Source organism: Streptomyces sp. SAI-135 (assembly GCF_029893805.1).
GTDB lineage: Bacteria > Actinomycetota > Actinomycetes > Streptomycetales > Streptomycetaceae > Streptomyces.
The window spans coordinates 5789390-5803826 of the sequence record NZ_JARXYP010000002.1; the positions used below are offsets into that span (position 1 = coordinate 5789390).

Annotated in this window: 14 protein-coding genes; 6 read left to right on the forward strand and 8 right to left on the reverse strand. The window is 70.7% G+C overall.

The genetic code is table 11. The annotated features are described in order from the left end of the window. Window positions 1-56: 56 nt before the first annotated feature. Window positions 57-3380, forward strand: coding sequence for a S8 family peptidase (locus M2163_RS30865; RefSeq protein ID WP_280854106.1), 3324 nt, complete (start codon window positions 57-59; stop codon window positions 3378-3380). A gap of 96 nt (window positions 3381-3476) precedes the next feature. Continuing rightward, the gene (locus M2163_RS30870; RefSeq protein WP_280849623.1) at window positions 3477-4247 is read left to right on the forward strand and encodes an antibiotic biosynthesis monooxygenase; all 771 of its coding nucleotides are present in this window, start codon (window positions 3477-3479) and stop codon (window positions 4245-4247) included. A gap of 12 nt (window positions 4248-4259) precedes the next feature. Here M2163_RS30870 and M2163_RS30875 read toward each other — a convergent pair whose 3' ends face one another. After that, window positions 4260-5162: a helix-turn-helix transcriptional regulator gene (locus M2163_RS30875; RefSeq protein WP_280849622.1), complete on the reverse strand. Its 903-nt coding sequence runs from the start codon at window positions 5160-5162 to the stop codon at window positions 4260-4262. A gap of 179 nt (window positions 5163-5341) precedes the next feature. Here M2163_RS30875 and M2163_RS30880 point away from each other — a divergent pair, with 179 nt between their 5' ends. Together M2163_RS30880 and M2163_RS30885 are read left to right on the forward strand one after the other, a co-directional pair. Next, window positions 5342-6382, forward strand: coding sequence for an NAD(P)-dependent alcohol dehydrogenase (locus M2163_RS30880; RefSeq protein ID WP_280895614.1), 1041 nt, complete (start codon window positions 5342-5344; stop codon window positions 6380-6382). A 95-nt stretch (window positions 6383-6477) separates the two neighbouring features. Next, the gene (locus M2163_RS30885) at window positions 6478-6861 is read left to right on the forward strand and encodes a VOC family protein (protein ID WP_280849621.1); all 384 of its coding nucleotides are present in this window, start codon (window positions 6478-6480) and stop codon (window positions 6859-6861) included. Window positions 6862-6915: 54 nt separating this feature from the next. On the opposite strand, the gene M2163_RS30890 is transcribed toward M2163_RS30885, so the two are convergent. Then, window positions 6916-7836, reverse strand: a complete 921-nt coding sequence (locus tag M2163_RS30890; protein WP_280895616.1) for a DUF5829 family protein — start codon at window positions 7834-7836, stop codon at window positions 6916-6918. A gap of 117 nt (window positions 7837-7953) precedes the next feature. Next, a complete protein-coding gene (locus M2163_RS30895) occupies window positions 7954-9057 on the reverse strand; it encodes an AI-2E family transporter (protein WP_280897342.1) in 1104 nt (367 codons plus the stop codon). Window positions 9058-9233: 176 nt separating this feature from the next. Between M2163_RS30895 and msrA (M2163_RS30900) the strand changes: the two genes are divergently transcribed. Continuing rightward, window positions 9234-9746 (forward strand): peptide-methionine (S)-S-oxide reductase MsrA, encoded by a 513-nt coding sequence (gene msrA, locus M2163_RS30900; protein WP_280849619.1) that lies wholly within the window; start codon window positions 9234-9236, stop codon window positions 9744-9746. Window positions 9747-9768: 22 nt separating this feature from the next. Here msrA (M2163_RS30900) and M2163_RS30905 read toward each other — a convergent pair whose 3' ends face one another. The 3 genes from M2163_RS30905 to M2163_RS30915 form a co-directional block, all read right to left on the reverse strand. Then, window positions 9769-10362 (reverse strand): hypothetical protein, encoded by a 594-nt coding sequence (locus tag M2163_RS30905; RefSeq protein ID WP_280849618.1) that lies wholly within the window; start codon window positions 10360-10362, stop codon window positions 9769-9771. 61 nt (window positions 10363-10423) lie between these two features. Continuing rightward, entirely contained in the window at window positions 10424-11089 is a 666-nt protein-coding gene (msrA, locus tag M2163_RS30910; RefSeq protein ID WP_280895617.1) for a peptide-methionine (S)-S-oxide reductase MsrA, read from the reverse strand. A gap of 108 nt (window positions 11090-11197) precedes the next feature. Beyond that, window positions 11198-12316, reverse strand: a complete 1119-nt coding sequence (locus tag M2163_RS30915) for a hypothetical protein (protein WP_280849616.1) — start codon at window positions 12314-12316, stop codon at window positions 11198-11200. A gap of 161 nt (window positions 12317-12477) precedes the next feature. Here M2163_RS30915 and M2163_RS30920 point away from each other — a divergent pair, with 161 nt between their 5' ends. Beyond that, a complete protein-coding gene (locus M2163_RS30920) occupies window positions 12478-13635 on the forward strand; it encodes a cystathionine gamma-synthase (protein WP_280849615.1) in 1158 nt (385 codons plus the stop codon). A 12-nt stretch (window positions 13636-13647) separates the two neighbouring features. Here the strand turns inward: M2163_RS30920 and M2163_RS30925 are convergent, their stop codons facing one another. Next, window positions 13648-13896: a hypothetical protein gene (locus M2163_RS30925; protein ID WP_280849614.1), complete on the reverse strand. Its 249-nt coding sequence runs from the start codon at window positions 13894-13896 to the stop codon at window positions 13648-13650. 28 nt (window positions 13897-13924) lie between these two features. Beyond that, on the reverse strand, window positions 13925-14428 hold the full coding sequence (locus M2163_RS30930) for a sigma factor-like helix-turn-helix DNA-binding protein (protein ID WP_280895618.1): 504 nt from the start codon (window positions 14426-14428) through the stop codon (window positions 13925-13927). Window positions 14429-14437 lie beyond the last annotated feature (9 nt).

Sequence of the window (14437 nt, forward strand, 5' to 3'; positions counted from 1 at the left end):
CGGGTGAACGGGGAATTCACCCGGTTCTTCTGCAAGGGGGAAACTTGCGCAGACAAGTGAAGAAGGCATGCGCGGCCACGATCGCCACGGCGGCCGCGGTAGCGCTCGCGGCGGGCATGACCAGCCCGGCGTCGGCGGACGCGCAGCAGACGGCGAACGTCTCGCAGTCGAACAAGGCGCAGCTCGCGCCCAAGCACCGCATCACCCTGATCACCGGTGACCGCGTCGTCGTGGACGCGAAGGGCCGCGTCGTGGGCCTGGAGCCCGCCAAGGGCCGGGAACACATACCCGTTCAGCTCCGCAAGGCCGACGGCCACACCTACGTGCTGCCGTCCGACGTGCTCCGTCTGGTGTCGAGCGGCAAGCTCGACCAGCGGCTGTTCGACGTCACCGAGCTCAACAGGGCCGCCACCCGCAAGTCCCAGAGCAAGGGACTGAAGGTGATCGTCGGCTACAAGGGCGCGGCGAGCGCCACCAAGGAGGACGTCCGGGACGCGGGCACCCTCCGCCACTCCCTCACCTCCCTGAACGCCGACGCGGTGCAGACGCCGAAGGAGGACGCGCCCGAGCTGTGGGACGCGGTCACCAACGGCGACAAGGCCGCCTCCGGCATCGCGCACGTCTGGCTCGACGGCGTCCGCAAGGCCAGCCTCGACAAGTCCGTGCCGCAGATCGGCGCGCCGACCGCCTGGGCCAAGGGCTACGACGGCAAGGGCGTCAAGATCGCCGTCCTGGACACCGGGATCGACGCGACCCACCCGGACCTCAAGGACCAGGTGATCGCGGCCAAGAACTTCTCCACCTCCGCCGACGCGACCGACAAGTTCGGCCACGGCACCCACGTCGCCTCCATCGCGGCCGGCACCGGCGCGAAGTCCGGCGGCAAGTACAAGGGTGTGGCCCCGGGAGCCAAGCTCCTCAACGGCAAGGTGCTCAGCGACGACGGCTACGGCGAGGACTCCGAGATCCTGGCCGGCATGGAGTGGGCGGCCGAGCAGGGCGCCGACGTCGTCAACCTCAGCCTGGGCGGTGGCGACACCCCGGAGATCGACCCGCTGGAAGCCGAGGTCAACAAGCTCTCCCAGACCAAGGGCATCCTGTTCGCCATCGCCGCCGGCAACGAGGGCGACTTCGGCGACCAGACCATCGGCTCCCCGGGCAGCGCGGCCTCCGCCCTGACCGTCGGCGCGGTCGACGACAAGGACAAGCTGGCGTCCTTCTCCAGCACCGGCCCCGGTCTCGACGGGCAGATCAAGCCCGATGTGACCGCGCCCGGCGTGGACATCACCGCGGCCGCCGCCCCCGGCAGCCTCATCGCCAAGGAGGTCGGCGAGAAGCCGGCCGGCTACCTCACCATCTCCGGCACGTCGATGGCGACCCCGCATGTCGCGGGCGCGGCGGCGATCCTCAAGCAGGAGCACCCGGACTGGGGCTACGCCGAACTGAAGGGCGCCCTGACGGGCTCCACCAAGGGCGGCAAGTACACCCCGTTCCAGCAGGGTTCGGGCCGTATCCAGGTCGACAAGGCCATCGCGCAGACCGTGATCGCCGACCCGGTCTCGGTGAGCTTCGGCACGCAGCAGTGGCCGCACACCGACGACAAGCCGGACACCAAGAAGGTGACGTACCGCAACCTCGGTACGAAGGACGTCACGCTGAAGCTGTCGTCGACGGCCACCGACCCGAAGGGACAGGCCGCTCCGGCCGGCTTCTTCAAGCTGGGCGCCACCACGGTGACGGTCCCGGCGAACGGCGGCACGGCCTCCGTCGACCTCACCGTCAACACCAAGCTGGGCGGCACGCTCGACGGCGCCTACTCGGCGTACGTCACCGCGACGGGCGGCGGCCAGACCGTCCGCACGGCGGCGGCCGTGCAGCGGGAGGTCGAGTCGTACGACGTCACGCTGAACGTCCTGGACCGTGACGGCAAGCCCGCCAAGAACTACAGCGCGGACCTGACCGGCATCTCCGGCCTCGCCAACGGCAAGGGCTTCAGCCCGTACGAGGAGGACGGCTCGGTCACCGTCCGCGTGCCCAAGGGCGGCTACATCCTCAACTCCGCGTACTTCGTGGACCCGGAGGACGCCACCAAGGGCGCCGACTGGCTGGTCCAGCCGAAGCTGAACGTCACCAAGAACACGACGATCACGCTGGACGCGCGCAAGGCCAAGCCGGTCGACATCACCGTGCCGGACACGGCAGCCAAGTCGGAGTTCGCCTCGCCCGGCTTCCAGGTCGACACGGCCAACGGCGGCTACGGCTACGGCTGGTTCCTGGACTCGTACGCGGGCTTCCGCACCGCGCACTTCGGTCCGCAGGTGACCGACGGCTCGCTCAGCCAGCAGTTCGACGGCCACTGGAGCAAGGGCGCCACCGAGCAGTACGACACCGTGGCAGGCGGCAAGGTCAAGCAGTTCGCCACCGGTTACACCAAGCACTACAAGGCGAGCGAGCTGGCCAAGGTGAAGGTCGGCCTGGGCGCGGCGGCGAGCGGCAAGAAGGGCTCGATCAACGCCGTGGGCTGGCTGCCCGGCTCCTTCTCCGCCTCCTCGATCGGCATCCAGCAGACCCTGCCCAGCACCCGCACCCTGCACCTGTCCACCCTCAGCGGGGTCAAGTGGGAGATGGACTTCGAGCAGTCCGCCGGTGTGGACCAGGACGGCTTCCCGCTCGGCGAGGCGTACTACACGCTCGGTGCCGCGCAGTCCTTCCAGGGCGGCAAGTCCTACGCGAAGACCTTCAACACCGCGGTCTTCGGTCCGCACCTCAACGCCGACTTCGGTCTCTACCGTGACGGCAACGAGATCTTCGGCTCCCTGCCGCTGTTCGCGGACGGCAATGCCCACGCCGGTTCCTCGGCGTTCACCTCGGTGAAGACCACGCTGTACAAGAACGGCGTCCAGGTCGGCTCGAACGACGACCCGCTGTTTGGCGAGAAGACCTTCAAGGTCCCGGCCGGCCAGGCCAACTACAAGCTGACGACCTCGGTCAAGCGCAGCGTCAAGGTCGCGGCGGCCTCCACCCGGATCGACGCCAGCTGGACGTTCGCCTCCAAGAAGACGGGCGACCTCACCAAGCTGCCAGCCTCCACGGCCCGCTTCCACGCGGCCACGGGCCTGGACAGCAGGGTCGAGGCCGGCAAGACGGTCAAGATCCCGGTGACCGTCGAGGGCTCCGCCAAGGGCTCCAACCTGAAGTCCCTCGCGGTGTACGTGTCGTACGACTACGGCCAGACCTGGAAGAAGGTCACGGTCTCGGGCGGCAAGATCACCGTGAAGAACCCGGCGAAGGGGAAGGCCATCTCCTTCCACGCCAAGATCGCCGACAAGAAGGGCAACAAGTCGACGATCTCGATCTACAACGCGTACTACGCGAAGTGATCCGCAGGAAGCGTTAGCCGAGGGCCCGTCGGAAGCACTGCTTCCGGCGGGCCTTCGCGCTGTGCCTACGGCGGCCGCCCGTGTTTGAGTGGCCGTATGACCACAGAGACCGTCGAGTACATCCGCTACCGCATCCCGGAAGACCGCTCGGCGGAGTTCCTGTCCGCCTACACCCACGCCTCGACCCAGCTGGCCGCGGCCCCGCAGTGCGTCGACTACGAACTGGCGCGGTGCGAGGAGGACTTCGAGCACTACGTCCTGCGGATCACCTGGACCTCCACCGAGGACCACCTGGAGGGCTTCCGCAAGTCGGAGCTGTTCCCGGACTTCCTCGCCGAGATCCGGCCGTACGTCGAGAACATCGAGGAGATGCGGCACTACAAGCCCACCGCGGTCCGCGGGCGGGGCGCCGCCGTACCCACCCTGTTCGCCTGGGCGGGCGGCGCGGAGGCCTTCGGGCGGCTCACCACGGTGTTCTACGAGAAGGTCCTGGCCGACGACCTGCTCGCCCCGGTGTTCGCGGGCCTGGCCCCCGACCACGCCGAGCACGTCGCCCTGTGGCTCGCGGAGGTCTTCGGCGGGCCGTCCGCCTACTCGGAGACCCAGGGCGGCCACGGCCACATGGTCGCCAAGCACCTCGGCCGCGGCATCACCGAGCCGCAGCGCCGCCGCTGGGTGAACCTCATCCAGGACGCCGCCGACGAGGCCGGCCTGCCCACCGACGCGGAGTTCCGCTCGGCGTTCCTCGCCTACGTGGAGTGGGGCACCCGGCTCGCGGTCCACTTCTCGGGACCGGACGCCAAGCCGCCCGCCGAGCAGCCGGTGCCGAAGTGGAACTGGGGGGCGGCACCGCCGTACCAGGGCTGAGCGGGCGCCGGGTCAGGGGCGCGCGGACTCACCCGCCCGGGTCGCGTCCGCGCCCCAGCTCGCCAGCAGCCTGAGCGCGTCGGCGGACGGGGTGCCCGGTTCCGCGTGGTACGTGATCAGGGCCTGCTCGGTGCCGTCGGACAGGGGGAACGAATCGAAGTGCAGGGTCAGATCACCGACCAGCGGGTGGCGGAGCTGCTTGACGCCGAAGTTCTTCTCCTTGACGTCGTGCGTGGCCCACAGCCGCCTGAACTCCTCGCTCTTGACGGACAGTTCACCCACCAGCGCGGACAGCCGAGGGTCGTCCGGATGGCAGCCCGCGTCCATGCGCAGATAGCTGACCATGTCCGTCGCCTTCTGCTCCCACGGCACGAACAGCTCGCGGTACTCCGGCCGCAGGAACACCAGCCGGGCCCAGTTGCGGTCCTGCACCGGCAGCTCCGACCAGTCGCCGAAGACCGCCGCCGCCATCCGGTTCCAGGCGAGGATGTCCGAGCGCCGCCCCGACACGTACGCCGGCACGTCCATCGAGTCCAGCAGGTGCCGGATCGATCTGCGCACCTGCTCGGTCCGCGCGGCCGGCTTCTTCTTGTGCTGCTTGGGCTTCGCCAGGTGCGTGAGGTGCGCGTGCTCGGCGTCGGTCAGCCGCAGCGCGCGGGCGATGGAGCCCAGGACCTCCGTCGAGACGTTCCGCCCGTTGCCCTGCTCCAGACGCGTGTAGTAGGCCACGGAGACGCCCGCGAGCTGGGCCAGCTCCTCGCGGCGCAGCCCCGGTACCCTGCGGTGCCGCCCGAAGTCCGGCAGTCCCACGTCCTCCGGCTTCAGCCGGGCCCGCCGGGTGCGCAGGAACTCGCTGAGCTCGGCACGCCGGTCCAGTGAGCCGCTTCCGGGCAGTTCCTCGGCCATGTCGTCCATACGTCAAGTATTCACGGTCGTACGTCCACGATCCTGTCCCCGCCAGTAGTAGGACCAGTGGACGTACGCAAAGCGGTGGCCTGGGTGGATCACGATCCGCGGGGCACTCTGGGGATCGTGCCCGGACGGATGGACAGAAGGCAGCCGGGCACGGACCCCCTCGCTAGGAGAACCCGGGCATGACCACTGTCGCCGCATACGCCGCCCCCGCCGCGAAGGCTCCCCTGGAGCGCACCACCATCGAGCGCCGGGCGGTCCGCGAGCATGACGTCCTGATCGACATCAAGTTCGCCGGCATCTGCCACTCCGACATCCACCAGGCCCGTGAGGGCTGGGGCGAGGCCATCTTCCCGATGGTCCCGGGCCACGAGATCGCGGGCATCGTCTCCGAGGTCGGCCCCGGCGTCACCAAGTACAAGGTCGGCGACCGGGTGGGCGTCGGCTGTCTCGTCGACTCCTGCCGTGAGTGCGACAACTGCAAGGCCGGCCTGGAGCAGCACTGCACCGGCGGCAACGTCGGCACGTACAACTCGGTCGGCAAGGACGGCGAGCCCACCTACGGCGGCTACTCCGAGAAGGTCGTCGTCGACGAGAACTTCGTCGTCCGCATCCCCGAGGGCCTGGCCCTCGACGAGGCCGCGCCGCTGCTGTGCGCCGGCATCACCACGTACTCCCCGCTCAAGCGCTGGGGCGCCGCCCCGGGCAAGAAGGTCGCCGTGATCGGCCTGGGCGGGCTCGGCCACATGGGCGTCAAGATCGCGCACGCGCTGGGCGCCGAGGTCACCGTCCTGTCCCAGTCCCTGCGCAAGAAGGACGACGGCCTCAAGCTGGGCGCCGACCACTACTACGCGACCAGCGACGAGACCACGTTCAAGGAGCTGGCCGGTTCCTTCGACCTCATCCTCTCCACCGTCTCGGCCCCGCTGGACTTCGGCGCCTACCTCGGTCTGCTCAAGGCCGGCGGCGCCCTGGTGAACGTCGGCGCCCCCGAGGAGCCGATCTCCCTGAACCTGTTCTCTCTCATCGGCGGCAGCAAGACGCTCGCCGGTTCGGCGATCGGCGGCATCGCCGAGACCCAGGAGATGCTGGACTTCTGCGCCCAGCACGGCATCGGCGCCGAGATCGAGCTGATCGCCGCGTCGGAGATCAACGAGGCGTACGAGCGGGTCGTCAACAGCGACGTCCGCTACCGCTTCGTGATCGACACGGCCACGATCTGACCTCTGCCCCACCCCGGCACCGACGAAGGGCCCCGGTCTCCCGCCGGGGCCCTTCGCCGTACGCCACGGAGTACGGTCGAAACGAGGAGGCAGCGATGACAGTTCGGCTCAACCACACCATCGTCACCGCACACGACAAGCACGCCTCGGCCCGTTTCCTGGCCGATCTCCTGGGACTGACGGTGAGCCCGCAGTACGGCCCCTTCGTCCCGGTCGAGATCCCCAACGGCGTGACCCTCGACTACATGGACACGACCGACGCGATCACGCCGCAGCACTACGCGTTCCTCGTCTCCGAGGACGACTTCGACACGATCTTCGCCCGAGTGCGGCAGGCGGGGCTGACGTACTGGGCGGACCCCTTCCACCACCGCCCCGGCGAGATCAACCACAACGACGGCGGCCGCGGCGTGTACTTCGACGACCCGGACGGCCACCGCCTGGAGATCCTCACGCGCCCGTACGGCAGCGGGGGCTGAGGTCTCCTGGTCCCTTGACGGAGGCCCCCGCTGCCTGCGTGTGCCGGTGTACGCCTACCGGGTGCCGTTGGCCGCGAACGTCCACACGGCCCGGCTGCCGGGGCCGACCGTCAGGGTCGAGTGACCGATCTGCTCCACGTGCCGGTCCTGCACGGGCCGGTTGAGGGACATCTCGACCCGCCGCAGACCCGCCTGCTCACGCGCAACGACGTCGAACCGGATCGTGGTGCCCCCGCCCTGTGCGACCACGCCCCCGCCCGTCACGCTCTTGACGGCGAATCCGCTGGCCCGCAGCAGCGGCACGGTGTCGGCCAGGTCGCCCTCGGTGACCGCGATGCGGACGGAGGTCACGTCACGCATCAGATGGGTGCGGTAGTCGTCGGACAGCACCCGCTCCCGGCCGACGTCACCGGGGAAACCGGCCGGCTCGGTGTTGCTGCGGGGATCGGCGAAGTACTCGGGCCGGTACTCCATCGCCCAGGCGCCGAAGGCGTCGTACTCGGTGGCGGTGAGGATGGCGTCGAACCACGGCACGGGCACCCCGTCGCCGAAGTCCCGGGTCTGCAGGAACTCGACGGGGTCGGCGACCCCCTCGCTCCTCAGCCGTTCGGTGACCGTCGCCAGGTCACCGTCGCGTTCGGTGGACAGCCCCAGCCCGGCGGAGCCGAGGGTGCCGTCCGGGCCGGCGATGTCACCGACCCCGAACAGTTCGAGATAGGTCTCGCGGCCCATCAGGTAGCGGCCGGTCCAGGTCTGTCCGCCGGCACCGGTGGTGGTGCGGACCAGGAAGTTGGCGAAGTCCCTCAAGTAGTCGGAATGCTCGATCGCGTCGGCGGTCTCCCGGTCCAGAACCCCGTAGGAGTGGTTGTAGAACAACAACTGCCGCTCGGACGGGGCCCGGCCCTCTTCGGCCTGCGCCGTCCCCACAGCACCCCCGAGCGCCGTGGCCAGGGCCACGACGAGCACGACGATCATCCGTAATCTCCGCGGAATCATCATGCGGGCGATCGTAGGGCGGGGCTGCCGCGGCCGCCGTTCCTTTTCAACGGGGTCGAAATGATTGACACCCGGGGTCCAACGAGGTGCCGCCCGTCAGGACGGGGCGGCGACGCCGCTCTCCGGCTCGTCGGCGCCAGGGTCCTGGGGAGGCTCCTGGAGCTGCTCGCGTACGTACCCCCAGATCACCGCGATCAGCGCGGCGACCGGTACCGCGAGCAGACTGCCCACGATTCCGGCGAGACTGCCGCCCAACGTCACCGCCAGCAGGATCACCGCCGCGTGGAGGCCGAGTCCCCGGCTCTGGATCATGGGCTGGAACACGTTGCCCTCGAGTTGCTGCACCACGACGATGATGGCCAGCACGATCAGCGCGTCCATCAGGCCGTTGGAGACCAGGGCGATGAGCACCGCGACGAAGCCGGCGAAGAAGGCGCCGATGATCGGCACGAACGCGGAGACGAAGGTCAGCACCGCCAGTGGGAGCACCAGCGGTACTCCCAGGATCCACAGACCGAGGCCGATGAGAACGGCGTCGATGAGGCCGACGGCCGCCTGGGACCGCACGAAGGAGCCCAGGGTGTCCCAGCCGCGCGCGGCCACGGTCGGGACGTCGGTGGCGAGCCGGCCGGGCAGCTGGCGGGCGAGCCACGGCAGGAAACGCGGGCCGTCCTTGAGGAAGAAGAACATCAGGAACACGGCCAGGACGGCGGTGACCAGGCCGTTCACCACGGTGCTCACTCCGGTGACGACCGCGCCGACCATGCTGCCGAGACCGTCCTGTGCGCGGGAGACCGCGGTGTCGAAGGCCTTGTCGATCTGGGCGTCACCGATGTTCAACGGCGGTCCGGCGGCCCACTCGCGCACCTTCTGGACCCCGTCGACCACCCCGTCGGTCAGGTCGCCGGACTGGGACGCCACCGGCACCGCGATCAGTGCCACGACACCCGCGGCGACCAGCAGGGACAACACGGTCACCGTCGACGCGGCGAGAGCGGGACTCCACCCGCGGCGCAGCAGGAAGCGGGTCGGCGGCCAGGTCAGCGTGGTCAGCAGCAGACCGATCACCAGCGGCCAGACCACGGACCACGTGCGGCCCAGCAGCCACAGGGCCACCGCGAGCAGCAGCAATATGAGCAGCAACTCTGCGGAGACCCGCGCCGACGTGCGCAGCGCTGCGCGGGCTCTCGTGGAACTCAGCTTGGCAGTCACGGGGGGCACCTTATGGGTAACCACGTCACACAGGCACCATGGCTGCCTCATCGGTCGGCCGTGGAATCGCCCGGCGCCCTCGCGCGTTGAGGGGGGAGCGGGCCGGGGGACACCGGCGGTGTGCCGGTCGGCCGACCCGCGCGAGCAGATATGGGAGGACAGCGATGGCTGCGCAGACACAGAGGGCTGTGCTGGCGGGCGGATGCTTCTGGGGAATGGAGGAGCTGATCCGCCGGCTTCCGGGCGTGACGGCGACCCGGGTCGGCTACACCGGGGGTGACGTGCCGAACGCGACCTACCGCAACCACGGCACGCACGCGGAGGCCATCGAGATCCTCTTCGACCCCGAGCAGACCGACTACCGCACGCTCCTGGAGTTCTTCTTCCAGATCCACGACCCGAGCACCAAGAACCGCCAGGGCAACGACATCGGCCTCAGCTACCGTTCGGCGATCTACTACGTCGACGACGAGCAGAAGCGGATCGCCGAGGACACCATCGCGGACGTGGACGCCTCCGGACTGTGGCCGGGCAAGGTCGTCACCGAGGTGGAGCCGGTCGGCCCCTTCTGGGAGGCCGAGCCCGAGCACCAGGACTACCTCCAGCGTTACCCGGACGGCTACACCTGCCACTTCCCCCGCCCCGGCTGGCGGCTGCCGGCCCGCGCGGACGGCTGACGGCCGCCCCGTCCCGGTTCCGTCAGGCACCCTCCGGACGCGCCCATAGGGTCACATCGCTGCTGGTCGCCACGGCGAGCGTACGTCCGGAGGGGGAGAAGCCGACGGCCCGGAGCTCGGAGTAGTGGGAGTGGAACACGTGCCACCACCGCTCACCGTGCGGATCGCGGTGGGGCATGCCGCTGCCACGGGAGAGCAGGACACGGTCGTTCGGCCAGACCGGCGAGACGACCTGCACGTGCCAGCCGTCGGCGGTGGTCGCGTGCAGTCCGCCGCCGAACAGCCCGGCGATGTGCACCCTGCTGCCGGCGACCGGCCCGAGGCCCGGGCAGGTCAGATCCGCGGCCGCGTCCGGCGTGCTGCTCTCCGGATCGGGCTCGCGGTCCCGCGCGATCCTCTCGCCGGTGACGGCGTCGAAGAGTCCGTGACCGGCGGTCGAGACGACCATCACCAGGTCGTGACCACTGTCCGGATGCGTCGCGAACCCGATCCCCAGCAGCCCCCCGACCGCGGCACAGGACTCGAACACCGGTCGCCAGGGAGCGGGCGCGGGCAACACGGGGACCGCCGCCAGCCGGTCGCGCAGGTCCCGCTGGTAGGGGGAGAGTTCCGTCATCCCGCCATGATCCCTCCCCGACGGCGCCCCGCGGGCGGCGGCCGGCCCTGAGCGGATGACATCAGCCGCCGGCCTCGCCCACGCCGACCGGGCAGGAGACCCCGGTCCCGCCGATTCCGCAGTAACCCGCCGGGTTCTTGTCGAGGTATTGCTGGTGGTAGCCCTCCGCCGGGTAGAAGGGGCGGCCCTCCGCGGGCAGGATCTCGGTGGTGATCGTGCGGTGGCCCGAGGCTGTCAGGACGCGTTGGTACGCGGCGCGGGAGGCCTCGGCCGCTGCTGCCTGCTCGGGGGTGTGGGTGTGGATCGCCGAGCGGTACTGGGTGCCCACGTCGTTGCCCTGGCGGAAGCCCTGGGTGGGGTCGTGGGACTCCCAGAAGGTCTTCAGGAGGCGCTCGTACGAGATGAGGGCGGGGTCGAAGACCACGCGGACCACCTCGGTGTGGCCGGTGAGACCCGAGCAGACCTCCTCGTACATGGGGTTCTCGGTGTGGCCGCCCTGGTAGCCGACCAGGGTCGTCCAGATGCCCGCCGGGAGCTGCCAGAACTTGCGTTCGGCGCCCCAGAAGCAGCCCAGGGCGAAGTCCGCGATCCCGTACCCCTCGGGGTAGGGACCGAGCAGCGGGGTGCCGAGGACGGTGTGCCGCTCGGGAACCGTGAACGCGGGCTCGGAGCGGCCCTTCAGCGCCTGTTCGGGGGTGGGCAGGACGGGCGTACGGCCGAACAGCATGACGCGGGCTCCTTCGTTCGTGCGGGGCGGCAGCGAGGACAACGGTTGCGCACCGGCCCGCATTCCGGCAGCCCCCGGGCGTCGACCGGTACGAGCCGCGCGGTCACGTCACTGCGTCAGCGTCGCCGGGCTGCCGCCGTTCGCCTCGTAGCCCGCCACCGCCAGCGCCCGGTAGATCGCGAACTCCGCGGCCGGGTCGGCGGACAGTGTCCACGGCAGGGCGCCGACATGACCGTCGATGTGCACGAGCTGGTTCATGGCCTCCGCCCAGCGCTCGCCGCGCACCAGGAAGAAGACCAGCAGGTGCCGGACATGGGCCAGCATCGGGTCGTCGGCGCGGGCCGAGTGGACCGCGTGCAGCGCGCCGTGGATCGCCTTGGTCACGACCTCGCTCCGGTAGAAACCGCTGACCAGGTTGACCTCGGGCAGGTGCTCGAAGACCGCGAACAACGGCATCGCGGCGAGCAACGACCCCCGTGGGGCCCGGGCGGCCGCGGCCTCCGCGAAGCCGTACGCCAGCTCCCGCGAGCCGTGCCACTTCTCGCACCAGTAGTGCAGGGCGGCCAGATGCGCCCCCATGTGGTCCGGCGCACGGTCGAGGATCTTCAGCCAGAGCTGCTCGAACTCCGCCTGCTCATAGGCCAGTCCGCGTGCCACGGAGAGCTCGACGATGTACGGGACCGGATCGCCGGGAGCCAGCAGTGCCGCCTCGCCGCAGGCCGCCCTCGCCTCCTCCATGATGATCCGGAACTCGTCGGTGCCGGGGGTCGACGTCCGCCACGCCTGCTGGACCAGGAACTCCGCGTGCACGGCCGCGCCGCCTGCGTCCTTGGGCTGCTCGGCCCGCCACACCCGCAGCCACTGCCCGCCCGGCGTGTCGCTGACCCCGCCCGGCCGCTGCTGCAACTCCAGCGAGGCGGCCCCGGCGAAGGCCTGCACGCGCTGCCAGCGCAGCTCGCCCTCCCGCTCGGTGCCCGCCAGGAGTTGGCCGGCGGCCCTGTAGTCCTGCGTGCGCTGCACCAGGTCCAGGACGTCCAGCAGATCCTGGTCGGGGCCGGGCATGCGGATGTCCAGCTCCTCCTGCCGGACGAAGCCGTAGTCCGCCGGGTCCGCGGCGTCCGGGTGGCCGGCCGGGACCTGCTCGATCCCGCCCCGCCCGCGCCGCAGGAACGGAAGCAGGACGAAGCCCAGCAGGACCGCCGCCATCAGGACCCAGAGAATCTCCATGCCTCAAGAGTTCCAGACGCCGCCGACAATTGCCCAACCCGGTCCGCGCCCTGTGGAAAACTCCCCGGACCGCCCCTCACACCTGGGGAAAACCCTGCGCTACGGGCGCCGGGAGCCCGTCGTCCGGCATCGGCCCCCGCGGCGGACTACCCTCGGAGCCCATGAGCGACAGGCACATCAGTCAGCACTTCGAGACCCTCGCGATCCACGCGGGCAACACCGCGGACCCCCTCACCGGCGCGGTGGTCCCGCCGATCTACCAGGTCTCGACCTACAAGCAGGACGGCGTGGGCGGTCTGCGCGGCGGCTACGAGTACAGCCGCAGCGCCAATCCGACCCGCACGGCCCTGGAGGAGAACCTCGCCGCCCTCGAAGGCGGCCGCCGGGGCCTCGCGTTCGCGTCCGGACTGGCGGCCGAGGACTGCCTGTTGCGCACGCTCCTCAGCCCCGGCGACCACGTGGTGATCCCCAACGACGCGTACGGCGGCACGTTCCGTCTCTTCGCGAAGGTCGTCGCCCGCTGGGGCGTCGAGTGGTCGGTCGCCGACACCAGCGACCCGGCCGCCGTCCGGGCCGCGATCACCCCGAAGACCAAGGCGGTGTGGGTGGAGACCCCCTCCAACCCGCTGCTCGGCATCACCGACATCGCCGCCGTCGCCCAGGTCTCCCGGGACGCGGGCGCAAGGCTCGTCGTCGACAACACCTTCGCGACGCCTTACCTCCAGCAGCCCCTGTCGCTCGGCGCCGATGTCGTCGTGCACTCCCTGACCAAGTACATGGGCGGCCACTCCGACGTCGTGGGCGGCGCCCTGGTCACCGCCGACGAGACGCTCGGCGAGGAGCTGGCGTACCACCAGAACGCGATGGGCGCGGTCGCGGGGCCCTTCGACTCCTGGCTGGTGCTGCGCGGCGCAAAGACGCTGTCGGTGCGCATGGACCGGCACAGCGAGAACGCCACCAGGATCGCCGACATGCTGACCCGCCACGCGCGCGTGACGCAGGTGCTCTACCCGGGCCTTACGGAACACCCCGGCCACGAGGTCGCCGCCAAGCAGATGCGCGCCTTCGGCGGCATGGTCTCCTTCCGGGTGGAAGGCGGCGAGGAGGCGGCCGTCGAGGTCTGCAACCGCGCCAGGATCTTCACGCTCGGGGAGTCCCTGGGCGGCGTCGAGTCGCTGATCGAGCACCCCGGCCGGATGACGCACGCGTCCGTGGCGGGCTCGGCGCTGGAGGTCCCCGCCGACCTCGTACGCCTGTCCGTGGGCATCGAGAACGTCGACGACCTGCTGGAGGACCTCCAGCAGGCGCTGGCCAAGTAGGTACGGCCGGGCTCACCAGCCCGTCATCGGTGGAGTCGTCGTGGACGGCGGCTCCACCCAGGGGCGCGCGGTCAGCGCCCACACCACGAACGCCACACTCGCGGCGAACAGCAGCAGCCACATGAACCGGCGCGCCGCGGACCTGCGCCGCAGCATGCGTGACCCCCGCCGCACGACGTCGCCGTACAGATCGGCCGGCACCTGCGGCGTGGCCCGCTCCATGAGCTGCCGCACGGCCGCCTCGCGCTGGGTCCGGTTCACGCGCACCTCCCGGGACGGGCCGTCCGCCTCATGACGCCACCGCCTTCGCCCCCACCACCGCCGGTGCGGACCCACGCGTCGGGTGCAGCAGGGTCGCCGTCGCCCGGTCGCAGATCGTGTGGACGCGTTCCGCAGGCAGGCCGAGCAGGGCCGCCGTCTGCTGCTCGGCCACGCCCTCGTACAGGCGCAGCACCACGATCAGGCGCTCCTGAGGGGTGAGCCGGGACAGCGGGCTGTCGGGGTGCGTGCGGCCGCCGAGCAGCACGCCGTGACGGCGCCACGCCCCGTGGGCGAAGCGCAGGGCGAGGTACTGGCGGGCCCGGTCGTAGGGGTCCTCGCCGCGCAGCCGGTCCCAGCACGCGTACGTGTGGGCCAGCGCCAGCGTCAGCAGGCGCCGCGCGCGCGGGTTGTCTTCCGGGGACTCCGCCGTCAGGAGCGTCGCGGCGTGCAGCAGTCGCCCCGCCGCGCCCGCGACGAACGCCTCGAACTCCCGGGACCGGCGCGTGCCCTGGGACGTCTGCCGTTGCCGCACCGCACCTCC